This window comes from Acinetobacter sp. NPDC052428, assembly GCF_044547685.1.
Classification (GTDB): Bacteria; Pseudomonadota; Gammaproteobacteria; order Pseudomonadales; family Moraxellaceae; genus Acinetobacter; species Acinetobacter lwoffii_G.
Genome location: NZ_JBIUAT010000004.1, coordinates 21,875 through 35,951, shown reverse-complemented (window position 1 = coordinate 35,951; position 14,077 = coordinate 21,875). Strand labels below are relative to the sequence as shown.

General features: G+C 44.1%; 14 protein-coding genes. 2 read left to right on the top strand and 12 right to left on the bottom strand.

Going from position 1 to position 14,077, the window contains the following annotated elements; translation table 11 throughout:
• Window positions 1–4: 4 nt before the first annotated feature.
• From ACIG3F_RS04250 to ACIG3F_RS04195, 12 genes are all read right to left on the bottom strand, one after another.
• Entirely contained in the window at window positions 5–346 is a 342-nt protein-coding gene (locus ACIG3F_RS04250; RefSeq protein ID WP_153566221.1) for a PilZ domain-containing protein, read from the bottom strand.
• 15 nt (window positions 347–361) lie between these two features.
• Window positions 362–1,342, bottom strand: a complete 981-nt coding sequence (locus ACIG3F_RS04245; protein WP_396469439.1) for a DNA polymerase III subunit delta' — start codon at window positions 1,340–1,342, stop codon at window positions 362–364.
• Window positions 1,343–1,356: 14 nt separating this feature from the next.
• Window positions 1,357–2,118, bottom strand: coding sequence for a 3-deoxy-manno-octulosonate cytidylyltransferase (gene kdsB, locus ACIG3F_RS04240; protein WP_004278879.1), 762 nt, complete (start codon window positions 2,116–2,118; stop codon window positions 1,357–1,359).
• A 12-nt stretch (window positions 2,119–2,130) separates the two neighbouring features.
• Window positions 2,131–3,135, bottom strand: a complete 1,005-nt coding sequence (lpxK, locus tag ACIG3F_RS04235; RefSeq protein WP_396469438.1) for a tetraacyldisaccharide 4'-kinase — start codon at window positions 3,133–3,135, stop codon at window positions 2,131–2,133.
• A 3-nt stretch (window positions 3,136–3,138) separates the two neighbouring features.
• Window positions 3,139–4,866: a lipid A export permease/ATP-binding protein MsbA gene (gene msbA, locus ACIG3F_RS04230; RefSeq protein ID WP_396469437.1), complete on the bottom strand. Its 1,728-nt coding sequence runs from the start codon at window positions 4,864–4,866 to the stop codon at window positions 3,139–3,141.
• Complete coding sequence (locus ACIG3F_RS04225) at window positions 4,866–5,288, bottom strand: biopolymer transporter ExbD (RefSeq protein ID WP_004278885.1); 423 nt, start codon at window positions 5,286–5,288, stop codon at window positions 4,866–4,868. The genes msbA and ACIG3F_RS04225 overlap by 1 nt, the downstream gene beginning before the upstream one ends.
• Window positions 5,289–5,298: 10 nt before the next feature.
• A complete protein-coding gene (locus ACIG3F_RS04220; protein ID WP_374952683.1) occupies window positions 5,299–5,937 on the bottom strand; it encodes a MotA/TolQ/ExbB proton channel family protein in 639 nt (212 codons plus the stop codon).
• A 31-nt stretch (window positions 5,938–5,968) separates the two neighbouring features.
• A complete protein-coding gene (locus ACIG3F_RS04215) occupies window positions 5,969–6,856 on the bottom strand; it encodes a ParB/RepB/Spo0J family partition protein (protein ID WP_004731487.1) in 888 nt (295 codons plus the stop codon).
• The gene (locus ACIG3F_RS04210) at window positions 6,853–7,635 is read right to left on the bottom strand and encodes a ParA family protein (protein ID WP_005106558.1); all 783 of its coding nucleotides are present in this window, start codon (window positions 7,633–7,635) and stop codon (window positions 6,853–6,855) included. Before ACIG3F_RS04210 ends, ACIG3F_RS04215 begins: the two co-directional genes overlap by 4 nt.
• A gap of 25 nt (window positions 7,636–7,660) precedes the next feature.
• The gene (gene rsmG / locus ACIG3F_RS04205; RefSeq protein ID WP_129716636.1) at window positions 7,661–8,293 is read right to left on the bottom strand and encodes a 16S rRNA (guanine(527)-N(7))-methyltransferase RsmG; all 633 of its coding nucleotides are present in this window, start codon (window positions 8,291–8,293) and stop codon (window positions 7,661–7,663) included.
• A gap of 85 nt (window positions 8,294–8,378) precedes the next feature.
• Window positions 8,379–9,068, bottom strand: a complete 690-nt coding sequence (gene murU, locus ACIG3F_RS04200; RefSeq protein ID WP_005252252.1) for an N-acetylmuramate alpha-1-phosphate uridylyltransferase MurU — start codon at window positions 9,066–9,068, stop codon at window positions 8,379–8,381.
• Window positions 9,069–10,082, bottom strand: coding sequence for an aminoglycoside phosphotransferase family protein (locus tag ACIG3F_RS04195; RefSeq protein WP_396469436.1), 1,014 nt, complete (start codon window positions 10,080–10,082; stop codon window positions 9,069–9,071).
• 121 nt (window positions 10,083–10,203) lie between these two features.
• On the opposite strand from ACIG3F_RS04195, the gene ACIG3F_RS04190 reads away from it, so the two are divergent.
• Both ACIG3F_RS04190 and ACIG3F_RS04185 read left to right on the top strand, forming a co-directional pair.
• Window positions 10,204–12,657 carry an LPS-assembly protein LptD gene (locus ACIG3F_RS04190; RefSeq protein ID WP_396469508.1) on the top strand — a complete coding sequence of 818 codons (2,454 nt, stop codon included), beginning with the start codon at window positions 10,204–10,206 and terminating at the stop codon, window positions 12,655–12,657.
• Window positions 12,657–13,964, top strand: a complete 1,308-nt coding sequence (locus ACIG3F_RS04185; RefSeq protein WP_396469435.1) for a peptidylprolyl isomerase — start codon at window positions 12,657–12,659, stop codon at window positions 13,962–13,964. Before ACIG3F_RS04190 ends, ACIG3F_RS04185 begins: the two co-directional genes overlap by 1 nt.
• Window positions 13,965–14,077 lie beyond the last annotated feature (113 nt).

Sequence of the window (14,077 nt, the reverse complement as noted above, 5' to 3'; positions counted from 1 at the left end):
TTAACTACATAGTGTAACTTTTACGTCCTTCAGATTTAAGACCTGCAACCAGACGATCTGCTTCATTTTTGAAATAAACGCCTTTTTCACCTGTTAACTGGATACCAAAGCCTTGTGGCTTGATACCATTCTGCTTTTGTGAGACCCAGATGACTTTACCGGTTAAAGGAATTTTCTGGGTCTGGTCAGGCAAAGTCGTCAATACAAAAACTTCTTCGCCCAGTTTGACCGGCTGCTTGGAAGGAATAAAAAGTCCACCACCCACAACATAAGGCATATAGCTGGCAAACAGTGTTTCAATGTCAGGAATATTGGCCTGAATAATACCGCCCATACGTGGTTGCATGTGATTTCCCCTTAATTAAAGATTCATCAGCTTGATAAACAATTCATCAATAACCAGATTGCTTTGGACATTCTGCTCGAGGTATTGCTTGGCCTGCTGAAAATCCTCATAAATTTTAAAAAGTGCTTCTAATGAATATTGTTCGGCAAGTACATTGAATTCCAGATCAATGTTTTTCACCGTCTGATTTAGCTTGACACAAATTAAATCGGACAACAAGTATTCAAACATTTGAGCAAATTCACCAAAACTCAGGCTTTTATTCCATTTGGTCGCAATTGCCATCGGCATATTTTTTTGAATGACCAGTTTTTGCCAGTCTTGCAGGAATTCCTGACGCAGTGGCAGCCAGGCACTTTGTGCAACCTCTAATGCCTGTAACGGCATCTGATTAGACAGGTTCATCAATAATTGTTGCTGGCTAGAACCTGCATCCGGGAGCTGATTCTGGACATAATCGCTAAATTGTTCTGCGGAAATTCGATCCAAAGCAAAATGCTGCAAACGACTGCGGATGGTCGCGGGCAATTTTAAATAATGATTCGCCAGTAAAATAATCACCGTATTATCACCGGGTTCTTCCAGTGTTTTAAGCAAGGCGTTAGCAGAGGCAATATTTAAGGCTTCTGCCGGCTCAATCACAATTACACGCCAGCCATCTACAGTCTGTTGCACAAAAGGCAGAAGATCACGAATCTTCTCGATCTTGATTTTAGCATTCTGTTTTTTATTGTCTTCATCGGTACTGATATGCACATAGTTGGGATGGGTATCTGCCTTTAACCATTGGCAGCTACTGCATTCACCACATGGCCCGGCAGGCTGACGATTCAGGCATAACACCCAAGCCAGAAACTGTTGGGTAAACGCTTCTTTGCCACAGCCTTTTTTTCCATAAAACAATAAACCATGCCCAAGCTTGGGAAAGCGTCCGGTCAGGGTTTCCCAAACCTGTTGCTGCCATGGATAGATATGTGCATTGACATCAAAAGGCATGTATTTGACTCTTCTTAGGCAAAATGGGAAAGATCCATCTGATTCAGGCGATCCAGATCTTCCTGAGTATCTACCCCTGGCGGCAAATTGGCTTCAGCCACCGCAATGGCAATACGGTGTCCATTTTCCAGTACCCGTAACTGCTCTAGAGATTCCAGTTTCTCCAGCACACCCATTTCCCAGGTCACATATTCTTGCAACAGTTTTACCCGATAGGCATATAGGCCTAAATGACGATAGGCCTGATCATGCAGTTTTGGTTCAGTCAGTTTCGCACCATCACGGTCATAAGGAATGGTAGCACGGCTAAAATACAGTGCTTGCTGGTGTTTTGACATGACAACTTTTACAATGCTGTCACGTTTGAATTCATCCAGTTGATGGATCGGCTCACATAGCGTCGACATGGAAGATTCAGGCTGATCTTCCAAGAGTTGAGCAACCTGTTTTACCAGTTGCGCAGGCAGTAAGGGTTCATCCCCCTGTACATTGACAATAATGTCCTCACTGGCCCAGCCTTTGATTCGAGCCACTTCACTCAAGCGGTCTGTGCCTGAAGGGTGATCCGCCGAGGTAATGACAACATCAATGCCTTCAGCACGGCAAACGGCAGCAATACGCTCATCATCAGTTGCCACACACAGATCATCAAAACCTTGCACTTTCTTGGCTTGATCCACTACCCGCAGAATCATGGGACGACCATGAATGTCCAGCAACGGTTTACCCGGCAGACGTGAACTGGCGAAACGTGCAGGAATAACAATGTGTTTCATAATGAATGAGCCTTAAGAAATTTGAATACCGTATTGTTGTAACTGTTGCTGCAAGACTGTATAGCAGGCTGGCGATAGGACTGCATCGACTGGCACTACCCAGATATCCTGTTTGAAATCTGGATATTGTTTAAGGAGCGCCATAATTTTTACTGCGTCTTTTTCAGTGGTAATAATCGGATTGTTATCATCGAACTGTAAATCTTCAATGTCATAGTCATGATGGTCTGGAAACTCATGACACTGAAATTGTTCTATGCCTAAATTTTGCAAGGTCTGATAAAACCGCTGTGGAAAGCCAATGCCGACTACCGCATAAAAAGCCGCTTGAGGGTTAAAGATTTTAGTGCTGTCCTGATTGAGCAAATAAGGCTGCGATGCAGCCAGATGCATATTCAGTTCAGAACTTGGGTTAGCCGAATGCTCAATTACGGTTCCGGTTTTTAGCCGTGTTACAGGTTCGCGCAGATAGCCTTCTGGAAGCAGTTTCTGATTACCCAGACCGCGATTATTATCCAGCACAATCCACTCAATCTCGCGGTTCAAAGCCCAGTGCTGCAGGCCATCATCACAGATAATCAGATCCAGTTCATGTCTGTGCAGCAATAACTCGATACTTTTCTGCCGGTTGGGGCCAACTGCCATCGGCACGCCTGTTGCCTGCACAATCAAGGCAGGCTCATCTCCGACAATCTCCGGCAAGGTATTAAAGTCGACATAGGCCGGAAATGGACCTTGGCCGCCATAGCCTCGACTGATCACGCCTACACGAACATTTTTCTCGGTTAAATAATCCACCAGATGAATCAGCAAAGGTGTTTTACCGCTACCACCGACCGTGATATTGCCAATCACCATAACGGGTATCGGCGCACTATAACTTTTTTTAATGCCTTTTTGATAAAGCCAGTGATTGCTGACAAAACCCAGGCGATACAACCATGACAAAGGACGCAGCACCACCAGCCACTTTGCCTGTGCATTCCAAGCATCCTGAATGATTTGTGCCAGTGCCATAAGTTACTGTTCCTCAAAGTTACGCTGATGCAACTGATAATAAGCACCATGTAGCGCAATCAGTTCTGCATGACTACCCTGTTCAACAATACGGCCCTGATCCATGACCACAATACGATCCGCATTTTCAATCGTCGATAGACGATGTGCAATTACGATGGTGGTACGGTCCTGCATGGCTTTATCAAAGGCACGCTGAATAAAGTATTCCGACTCGTTATCCAGCGCACTGGTTGCTTCATCCAGAATCAAGATAGAGGCATTTTTCAAAATTGCGCGTGCGATGGCGATGCGCTGACGCTGGCCACCAGACAGGTTTAAACCCTGGGCACCCAGCTGAGTATCATAACCTTGCGGCAATGCCATAATAAAATCATGTGCATAGGCTGCTTTTGCTGCCGCGATAATATCTTCATCGGAGGCACCTTCAAGCTGACCATAAGCAATATTTTCCCGCACAGTTCGGTTAAACAGTACTACTTGCTGGTTCACCATGGCAATTTGGGTTCGCAAGGCGGTAATTTCAAAATCTTCAATCGGTTTCTGATCCAGCAAGATCTGCCCAGAAGTTGCATCCTGATAACGCACCAGCAGATTCACCAGAGAACTTTTTCCTGCACCAGAACGTCCTACCAGCGCTACTGTTTCACCGGCCTTGACCTTTAAATTAAAATCATGAATGGCATGATGGCCATCATCATAAATCAAGTTAACATCTTTAAACTCGATATCGCCTTTCAGGCTATCCGTTAAAGTCCCGGTATTTTTTTCTTCAGGCATATCCAGCAATTCAAATACCGAATGAGCCGCAGCCATACCACGTTGAATTTTTTCATTGATATCCGTCAAGGCTTTGATCGGTCTTGCCAGCATACCCGCCGCAGTAATATAAGCGACAAATTCACCCGCAGAGGTATCACCCAGAATTTGCGGACGCAAGGCAATAAACATCACAATACTCAGTGAAATCGACATGATCAGCTGAACCACAGGACTATTCAACTGTTGTACAGCGACCATTTTCAAGCCACGACGCAAGTTTTCCAGCGAGTTCTGTTTAAAGCGTTCCTGCTCATAACTTTGCCCTCCAAAACCCTTGACGATCAGGTTGGCATTCACCGTTTCCTGCACCACATGGTTTACATCACCCATGGTGTCTTGCACTTGCTGCGATAATTTACGCATCCGTCTTGCAGCTTTACTGATAATAAAGCCAATGACGGGTGCAAAAATCAGGATACACATGGTCAGACGCCAGTTGGTATACAACAGGTAGCCTAATAATGCCAGAGTGATCAAACCTTGTTGCAACAAGGTTCTTAAAGCTTCAGTTGAAGCAGCGGTTAGCTGTTCAACGTTATACATGATTTTGGCAGTAATATGCCCGCTGGTATTATCCAGATAATACTGGGACGGTAAACGCAGCAATTTTGCAAAAACTTCCTGACGGATGTTGAATACCAGATTCCGGGAAATTACCGCAGTAAAATATCCACCCATGAACAAACCCAGGCCCCGGAAGAACATGAGTATGACCACTAAAAACGGGAAAAGTGATGTGAAACTCTGGTCTTTATTTTGAATCGCCTCAATAATATATTCTAGTAATTTAGCGACAGAGACTTCCGTAGCGGCATTAATAGAAAAACCCAGCAGGACAAGCAATGCAATGCCCCAAAACGGTTTTAAATAACTTAAAAGGCGAAGATAGACCTTAAAATCGTGCTTCACTAATAACCTCGGGTGGGTACTTTGGTACTGATATTAATATTTACAAAGCCGAGCTGCCCGGCCACATCCATGACACGAATCACGTCCTGATGGCTGGCTTTTGCGTCAGCTGCAATGACAAACATTAAATCACGGCGTTCATTAGAAATCTGTTTAATTGCAGTATTTAAATCCGCGACTTCCTTACTGGCCAAGGATTGACCATTCACTGCGTAATGACCATTGGCATCAACAATCACTTCGACTTTCTGATCATAACTTTTCGGCGGTACACCCTGCGCATCAGGCAAGGTCAGATTCATTCGGCTCATTTGGCTAAATGTCGTCGATAACAGCAAAAAGACCAGAATAAACAGCAGACAATCAATCATTGGGGTCAGATTAATATGTACATCTTCCACCTGGTTGCGTTTGAATTTCATCATCCGCCTCCTAGCTGGCTTTTTGCATGTCTTGGTCTATGTCTGCATGATTGCGATAAAAAAGATCCGCATGAAACAAAGTCGCTTGCTGCTCAAGTTCAGCCACATATTCCTGAACCAGACGCTGAAAATAACGGTGGGCAAACAGTGCAGGAATTGCAATCAGCATACCGGCTGCTGTGGTAATCAAAGCCTTGGAAATACCCGGCATCATCAATACCGGATCACTTCCAGTTCCCACATCGATCATCAGGAAAGATTCAATAATCCCAAGTACAGTTCCCAATAAACCGAGTAAAGGCGCAACTGCACTCAACGTGCCCAGAAAATTAATATTTTTTTCCAGATAACCGATTTCCTGTGACGCCGCCACCTCCATCTGCGCACGCGCATACTGTTCACCCTGCGGCTTACTAGTATAGCCCGCAGTAAATACCCGGCCCAAAGTACTTTGCTTTAAGGCCGCACTTTGATTCATTTTTTGCATGACTTGTGCTGTATTTTGCGAAGGCCCCATCAACAGGATCGACGGAAGTACTACGTTCTTTTTCAGACGAATCAGGCGCTCGATCGAAATCGCCAACATAAAAATAGAACACAAGACCAATGGCAGCATGAGCCAGCCACCTGCTTTAACCAATTCCCACATCTAATTTATTCCCCAATAAAAAATAGATAAATTATTCATCTTCTAAAATAGAAAGAATGCCATCAAGTTCTTCTAAAGAGTGATAGCTAATAACCAGTTTTCCTTTACCTTGCTTGTTATAGTCAATTTTAACATCTGCACTGAAACGCTCTGAAAGGCGCTGGGTCAATTGCTGAATATCTGGTGCTACCGCTTCTTTTACTTTTTCTTGTTTAGGTGTATTGAAATCACGGACTAACTGCTCGGTTTGACGAACAGACAGACTTTTTTCAATCACGATATCTGCGACTTTAAGCTGATCTTTAGCTTTCAAGGTTAAGATCGCACGTGCATGTCCCATATCCAGCAAACCTTGCTGCATAAAATCTTTTACTTCTTCAGCCAGGCTGAGCAGGCGAAGCAGGTTACTCACTGTCGTACGCGCTTTACCCACGGTATCTGCAATTTCCTGATGGCTTAAGCCAAATTCTTCATGAAAACGCTGCAAGGCCATCGCCTGATCAATCGGATTCAAATCCTGACGCTGGATGTTTTCAATCAAGGCCAGTGCAATCGCAACCTGATCATTCAGATCACGTACAATCGCAGGAACCTCGGTCAAACCCGCCAGCTGTGCAGCACGCCAGCGACGTTCACCCGCAATAATCTCGTATGGATAGCGTTCATCGTCAACCGGACGGATCACGATGGGCTGCATGATGCCATGCTTTTCAATCGATGCCGCCAGTTCCTGCAAATCCTGCTCGTTAATATAACGGCGTGGCTGATATTCACCACGCTTGAGCAAATTCACATCAATCTGTTTCAACTGACCATGATCAAGACCTTGGGCTTCGAGTTGTAATTTTTCTTTTTGAATTGAGCCTAGCAAGGCATCCAAGCCACGACCTTTGGCGAGTCCACGTTTCTTGACGGTCATGCTTTACTTCCTTTTTTCACTTTGCTTTTCTTTAATACTTCAGCTGCCAGATTTAAGTAAGCAACTGCACCCTTTGAGCTTTTTTCAAAATAAATCACCGGCAAACCGTGTGCTGGTGCTTCAGCCAGACGGATATTCCGTGGAATCACGGTTTCATACAGTTTTTTACCAAAATATTGTTCTAATTCTTCAGAGACATCACGAGTCAAGGCATTGCGTGCATCGTACATGGTGCGTAATACACCAACAATTTGCAGGTCCGGATTCAAGGCTTGCTGAATCCGATCGATGGTTTGGGTTAAATCCGCCAGACCTTCCAGTGCATAATATTCACACTGCATTGGAATCAGCACACCATCCACGGCTGCCAAAGCATTGACAGTAATCAGGCTAAGACTCGGTGCACAATCGACAATGATATAGTCGAATGAAGCTTCAATTTCCTGCAATGCATCCCGCAAAATGAACTCGCGCCCTTCCTGCTCTGCAATCGCCAACTCAACCCCAGCCAGATCACGGTTTGCCCCAAGAACCTTATAGCCGACTTCCGCCTTAGAGATCGCCGTTTCAATCGGCACTTCACCCAGCAACACATCAGTAACCGAATAAAGTAGGTCATTCTTCTGAATGCCAGACCCCATGGTCGCATTGCCTTGCGAATCCATATCAACCAGCAAAACACGTTTTTTTAACACAGCTAAAGATGCCGCCAAATTTACTGCGGTTGTGGTTTTACCGACACCACCTTTTTGGTTTGCAATCGCAATAATTTGTGCCATGTTGCCCCCAATCCCTTTAAAAATCTTAAATACGTTTTAATAGAAGTAAATGACGCTGTTCGTCTAAGCGCGGAACTTTAAGTTCAATAATCTCACAACTAAATTCATTTTTTAAAGTAACAACTTCATCTTCAGGAATTAAGCCTTTCATTGAGGCAATAATCGTTTGCTCGTGCATATATGGCTTAGAAGCATCAACAAAGTCCGTTAATGATGCAAAGGCACGACTGGTAATTACATCAAATTGACCCAGTTCATTGATGCTATCTTCGTTTTCTACACGCGTTTGCACGGCAATGACATTTTTGAGTTTTAAGTCAGCAATAAACTGCTTGAGAAAACGAATTTTTTTACCGTTTGAATCCAGCAATACACATTCACGCTCAGGCTGACATAAAGCAATGATCATGCCCGGCATACCACCACCTGTACCGATATCGAGCAAGCGGCCTGCAGGCAAATCCTTTAAAATACTTAAACTGTCGAGCAGATGCTTGACTAGCATTTCTTTTGGATCACGGATTGCAGTCAAATTGTATGCTTTGTTCCACAGCACCAAAGCATCCTGATACTTGAGTAATAAATTTAAAGCCTCATCAGATAGCTCTAAACCCAAAGCCTGGCTACCCTGCTTTAGTTCTTGAAAAAACATGTGCATAAACAATCTACGCTCGAAAAAGTTAGGTGGAAGTATACCGTTTTCTCTATATTGGCACAGTAGGCAGTGCTTAGCGAATATTCACTTAAGCAAACTTCCCTTCACGGATCGCCGTATCCAGTGCCGTTAAACGCTCCGGGGTTCCTACATCAACCCAAATGCCTGTCAGTTTAGAAGCGGCTACCTGCTGACTCTGCATTGCTGCTTTTAGCAACGGAGCTAAAGGACGTTTTCCAGCCTCTAAGCCTGCAAACATTTTCGGATCAAGTACGGATACACCACTAAAAGTCAGGTTTTCACCTTCGACTTGCTGATCAAAGGTATAAGCTTTCCCTTCTGCAAGCGTGAAATCACCCTCTGGATGTTGTTCAGGGTTCTGCACAAGTACGAGATGCGCCAAATTATCCTTTAGATCAATATCCAGTAAAGGTGCAAAATCCATCGTGGTCCAGACATCACCATTTAACAGAATAAAAGGTTCATCACCGAGTAGTGGCAAGGCATTGATAATCCCCCCAGCGGTTTCCAGACCTTCACCCTCATGTGACCAAAGGATGTGTACACCAAATTGTGAACCATTACCCAAAACTTGAGCGAGTTTTTCACCCAACCAAGCCGTATTGATGACAATTTCAGTGACTCCGATCGCAGCCAGTTTTTCAATATGCCAGACGATAAGCGGTTTGCCACCTACCTCAAGCAAAGGCTTGGGGGTATGCAAAGTTAATGGGCGCATACGATTGCCGAGTCCTGCGGCCAAAATCATCGCTTTCATTTAGGCCGCTACCTCGTATGAACCATATTTTGCTTCAAAGGCAGGCATCACTTTTTCATGAATGAACTGCATGAATGGCTCTAGTTCTACATAAGCCTTAGACTCTTCAAGCAGATACCACATCACACGTGGTAAATCTTTGAGATAACCCGACTTGCCATCACGTTCAAACAGACGCACAAAAATACCGAGGATCTTGATATGACGCTGAATTGCCATCATGTCGGCATCTTTTTTAAACTGTTCAAAGTCACGGTTTTCTTTAACAGATGCTGGCAATAACTCATAGAAATTTTTGAACCAGCGATACACACGGTCGGCATTCCACTGCACATAAGCATCACGGGTAATCGAAATCAGGTCATAGGTATCAGCACCAATGACTGCATCCTGAAAATCAATCACACCGAGTTCGGTTTCATTGTCGATTTTCATCAGGTTACGGCTATGAAAGTCCCGATGTACAATTACCTGAGGTTGTGCCAAAGCGGCATTGGCCAGAATCGCAAAAGTGCGTTTGATCAAGGCGCTTTCTGATTCAGTCGGTTGAACCTTTAACGCTGGCAACATCCAGTCAGTCAGCAATTCCATTTCTGAGATCAGTTTTTCATAAGAATATGCCGGGAAATGCCCTTCTCCAGCAATCGATTGCAGCTGAATGAGCTGTTTAAAACTTTGCTCATAATAGGCATCTACAGTCTCATCATTGAGCAGATTCGACAGCAGCAGATCACCAAAGTCTTCGAGCAGTAAAAAGCCATTTTCCAGGTCTTTTGCCACGATATGCGGAACACGCACGCCATGTGCATCAAAAAACTCATCTATCGTCACAAAAGGCACACAATCTTCTTTTTCTGGTGGTGCATCCATCAGCATAAATGTTTTATTATTCAGTTTGATTCGTGCATAACGACGGAAGCTGGCATCACCTGCTAAAAAATGAGTTTCAAATTGATCTGAACCGAGTACAGAGGCAATCCAAGATTGTATCAATTGTTCGCGTTGTGTATTCATTTGCAATTAATTCTAATACAGGCTGAGTTTTTAAAGTGCTAAGTGTAGCTACTTATCAACTTTTTCTCTATGATGCGACAATAATTAATTGCGATAAAAGCATGATTGGTTAATGAGACAAATGAAGCATCACTTTAAAATAAATCCTCTAGCGACTGCGATCTTAACCCTTTTATGTGGCAGCTCAGCCTCCGGCTATGCTGCATCAAATGTCTCGTCCGATGTAAATGCAGAACAGCTTAAACAGCGCATTAATGAAACCTATCCAGGTGAAGCATTCTTTTCGCAATACTATGTTGACAAATCCTCAGCTGAGGCACAGCAGCGGCAGGAAAAATATTTAAGTTCTGCCTACTGTAAAGGTGCCTGGATGACCCCGATTGCCCCAGATGCAGCAACCGTTGCGCCAGATCAGGCCACATCCACCATTACTGCAGATTATGGTCACTACAATCCAGCAGGCGACTCTTATTTGGAAGGCAATGTCATCATTGACCAGCAAGGTCGTCAGATTCGTGCTGAACGCGTGACCATTGATCAAACCCAGACTTATGCCAAGGCAGAAGGTCGTGTACAACTTGCTCAGGGTGGCCTGCTCTCGCAAAGTGATGATATTAATTATAATTTAAAGACCCAAGAAGGCGACCTAAATAACAGCTTCTATATCGCAGAACAGCAACATGCGCATGGTCGGGCAGAAAAGATCGCCAGAACCTCGACCGAAACATTAGAACTGGAAAATGCGACCTATACCACCTGCCCACCTGAGCAAAAACCGACTTGGAAAATTCAGGCAGAAAAGATCAAGCTGAATCAGGAAACCGGACGTGGTGAAACCCGCAATACCAAGTTGTATGTTAAAGATGTCCCAGTCTTGGCAGTTCCCTATTTCAACTTCCCGATTGATGACCGCCGCACTACCGGTATTCTGACCCCGACATTTGGCTTTACCAATGATGGCGGCCTGGAACTGGGTGTTCCAGTTTACCTGAATTTGGCACCGCAATATGATGCGACGATTACGCCGCGTTATATTGGCGATCGTGGTGTAATGCTGGATGGTGAGTTCCGTTATCTGACTGAAAATTATGGTGAAGGCCGTATTTGGGGAGGTTATCTACCTTCCGATGAAAGCTATAGCGACGAAGATCGTAAAAGCCTGCATTTCTTACATAACTGGCAGATCAATAATCAGCTCTCCACCAATCTTGAATATAACTATGCTTCAGACAAAGATTACTTCGCCGATCTGGACAACAACCCGAACTCTAAAACTGACCTGAACTTACGTCGTGCTTGGGAAGTCAATTACAAAAATGGTATTCCTGGCTTAAAGGCACAATTCAAAGTCGAAGATTTCCAGACCCTAGATCCAACTGTACTGGATGAAGACCGTCCTTATGCGCGTTTGCCGCAGCTTTTAGTCAATTACAAAACTGGTAATCCATTGGGATTACAGCTTGAGTTTAATAACGATACGGCCTATTTCCAGAAAGACCTGCGAAATTTCGCCGATACTGACCCAACGGGTGAGAAGGTATATCAACCAAGTGGTACACGAATCTATAACGACTTTTCCGTGCGTTATAACCATTATACCCCGTGGTCATTCTTCATTCCTCAGGCGACTGTACGCAACATCAATACTTTCTATGATGAAAAAACCCAAAGCCGTAGCGCGTCTAGTGAAAATAATTCAATTGTGGTACCACAATTCACGCTGGACACCGGTTTAATTTTCGAAAAAGAAGGTACGTATCTACAGACCTTAACGCCTCGTCTGTTCTACACCTATTCACCATATGAAAACCAGCAGAATCAGCCGAACTTTGATTCAGTCGTTGCTTCGATTAATTATGATCAACTTTTCAGTGCGCGTCGCTTTTATGGTAATGACCGCCTGGAAGACAACAACTTCGCCTCCTTAGGTCTGAGCTATAGCCTATTTAATGAAGAAGGTCTGGAGCGTCTGCGTGCCAGCATTGGACAGAGCTTTTTCTTTGAAGATCGTCGTGTGACACTGGAAAATGACGCAGATGAATTTGACCGTGAAAGCCATACCGGCCCTGTTATTCAACTGACGAGTCAACTGTCAAATAATGTTCACGTTAATCTGAACTCAAGCTGGATGTCGAATGGATCGAATGCCCAACGCGATGTGCAGGTTTATTATACCGGTGATCAAGGCAATCTTTATAACTTAGGCTATTTCTATCGCAAAGATATTCCGAACCGTCAGGAAAACTACGACCAGATTGTCGGTTCATTTATCCAGCCCATTGCCAACAACTGGCGTCTGGTTGGACATGCCCAGTTTGATCTCGACAATAGTGTCGCACGGGAATATTTACTTGGCGTCAACTATGAGTCATGCTGTTGGGGAGTTTCTGTGTATGGTCGCTCATATTACAATGACTTAGACAATGTAAATGATTCAAATGTCAAAGCCAAACGCGCTATTATGGCCGAAGTCAGCCTGAAAGGCTTAGGTGGGTTAAGCAGCAAACTCACCTCTTTACTAGAAAATCGTATTCTAGGTTTTAACAATATCAATCAAACTTGGACAGAACGTTAATGAAGACAAAACAGTTAAAACAAATTTTTAAAGCAACCGCACTTGCGCTATGCCTTTCTTCAGCGATGACGACTTTTGCTGTTGCCCAACCTAAAGATGAAGTTGTAGCTGTAGTCGACAATAGTATTATTCTGCGTAGTGATTTGGCTCAAGGTGTAGCTGAAATCTCTCATCAGCTGCAAAAACAGAAAAAGGCAGTTCCACCACAACAATATCTTGAGCAACAAGCCTTAGAGCAACTGATTATTCGTCAAGCACAGCTTGAACAAGTTAAACGTTATAATATTCGTCCAGATGAAAAAGCTTTAAATGAAGCCGTTCTGAAAGTTGCCCGTGATTCTGGTTCACCGAGTCTGGAGGCCTTCCAGCAGAAGCTGGATGCCATGGCACCAAATACCTATGCTTCTTTACGTAACCGTATTGCTGAAGATTTAGCACTGAATCGTTTACGTCAACAAATCGTGACTTCACGCATTCAGATCACAGATCAAGATGTTAAAAACTTCCTAAACACCCCGCAAGGTCAGGCTTTGCTTGGCAGTCAGGTCCATGTACTGCATTTACGGGTAAGCGGTGAAAATGCTGAACAAATTGCAACACAGGTAAAGCAAGAATTAAATAGCAGCAATGACATTCAGGCGATCAGTAAAAAATACAGCACAGGCGGCATTAAGATCGAAGCTGCTGATATGGGTGTGAGAAACCTGTCAGAAATTCCAGCAGAACTGGCTGCACGCGTGACCACCCTACAACCCGGCCAGACGTCTGAACTGATCCCTGTCGCTGATGGTGTACATGTTCTGAAACTCTTGGAGCGTAAAGGTGGCGAACAGAAAGCCCTTGTTCCTCAATATTTAACACGACACATTCTGATTCAACCGTCTGAAGTGGTCAGTCCTGAAAATGCCAAGCAGATGATTGACAGTCTGTATAATCGCCTGAAACAGGGTGAAGATTTTACTGTTTTAGCTTCAACTTTCTCTAACGATACTGGCTCGGCTCGTGATGGCGGAAGTCTTGGCTGGGTTAGCCCTGGGGTAATGGTGCCTGAATTTGAACAGCAGATGAAAAGCACCCCAGTGGGTCAGTTCAGCAAGCCGTTTCAATCCCAATTTGGCTGGCATATTCTGCAAGTGAGCGAAACACGTCAACAAGATATGACCCAAGAATATCAGGAACGTATGGCTCGCCAATTACTGGGTGAGCGTCAATTTGATGCCGAATTAGATAGCTGGTTACGTGAAACACGCAATAATGCCTATGTGGAAATCAAAGACCCACAACTGGATCCTAAACGTAACCGTTAAGTCTTACCAGAATGCTAAAAAGCCAACGACATCTCGTTGGCTTTTTTTATTTAAACAACTAAAACTTACAGATCTAAAAAAACCTCTCATATAGAGAGGTTTTTTTCAATTCT

Excerpts from the sequence above, each read along its gene's own strand:
- lpxK (WP_396469438.1), bottom strand. The coding sequence starts at position 3,135 with ATGGCACTGGCACAAATCATTCAGGATGCTTGGAATGCACAGGCAAAG.
- ACIG3F_RS04210 (WP_005106558.1), bottom strand. The coding sequence starts at position 7,635 with ATGGCACAAATTATTGCGATTGCAAACCAAAAAGGTGGTGTCGGTAAA.
- kdsB (WP_004278879.1), bottom strand. The coding sequence starts at position 2,118 with ATGAAACACATTGTTATTCCTGCACGTTTCGCCAGTTCACGTCTGCCG.
- ACIG3F_RS04220 (WP_374952683.1), bottom strand. The coding sequence starts at position 5,937 with ATGTGGGAATTGGTTAAAGCAGGTGGCTGGCTCATGCTGCCATTGGTC.
- ACIG3F_RS04195 (WP_396469436.1), bottom strand. The coding sequence starts at position 10,082 with ATGAATACACAACGCGAACAATTGATACAATCTTGGATTGCCTCTGTA.
- ACIG3F_RS04225 (WP_004278885.1), bottom strand. The coding sequence starts at position 5,288 with ATGAAATTCAAACGCAACCAGGTGGAAGATGTACATATTAATCTGACC.
- ACIG3F_RS04245 (WP_396469439.1), bottom strand. The coding sequence starts at position 1,342 with ATGCCTTTTGATGTCAATGCACATATCTATCCATGGCAGCAACAGGTT.
- ACIG3F_RS04215 (WP_004731487.1), bottom strand. The coding sequence starts at position 6,856 with ATGACCGTCAAGAAACGTGGACTCGCCAAAGGTCGTGGCTTGGATGCC.
- rsmG (WP_129716636.1), bottom strand. The coding sequence starts at position 8,293 with ATGCACATGTTTTTTCAAGAACTAAAGCAGGGTAGCCAGGCTTTGGGT.
- ACIG3F_RS04190 (WP_396469508.1), top strand. The coding sequence starts at position 10,204 with ATGAAGCATCACTTTAAAATAAATCCTCTAGCGACTGCGATCTTAACC.
- murU (WP_005252252.1), bottom strand. The coding sequence starts at position 9,068 with ATGAAAGCGATGATTTTGGCCGCAGGACTCGGCAATCGTATGCGCCCA.
- ACIG3F_RS04250 (WP_153566221.1), bottom strand. The coding sequence starts at position 346 with ATGCAACCACGTATGGGCGGTATTATTCAGGCCAATATTCCTGACATT.
- ACIG3F_RS04185 (WP_396469435.1), top strand. The coding sequence starts at position 12,657 with ATGAAGACAAAACAGTTAAAACAAATTTTTAAAGCAACCGCACTTGCG.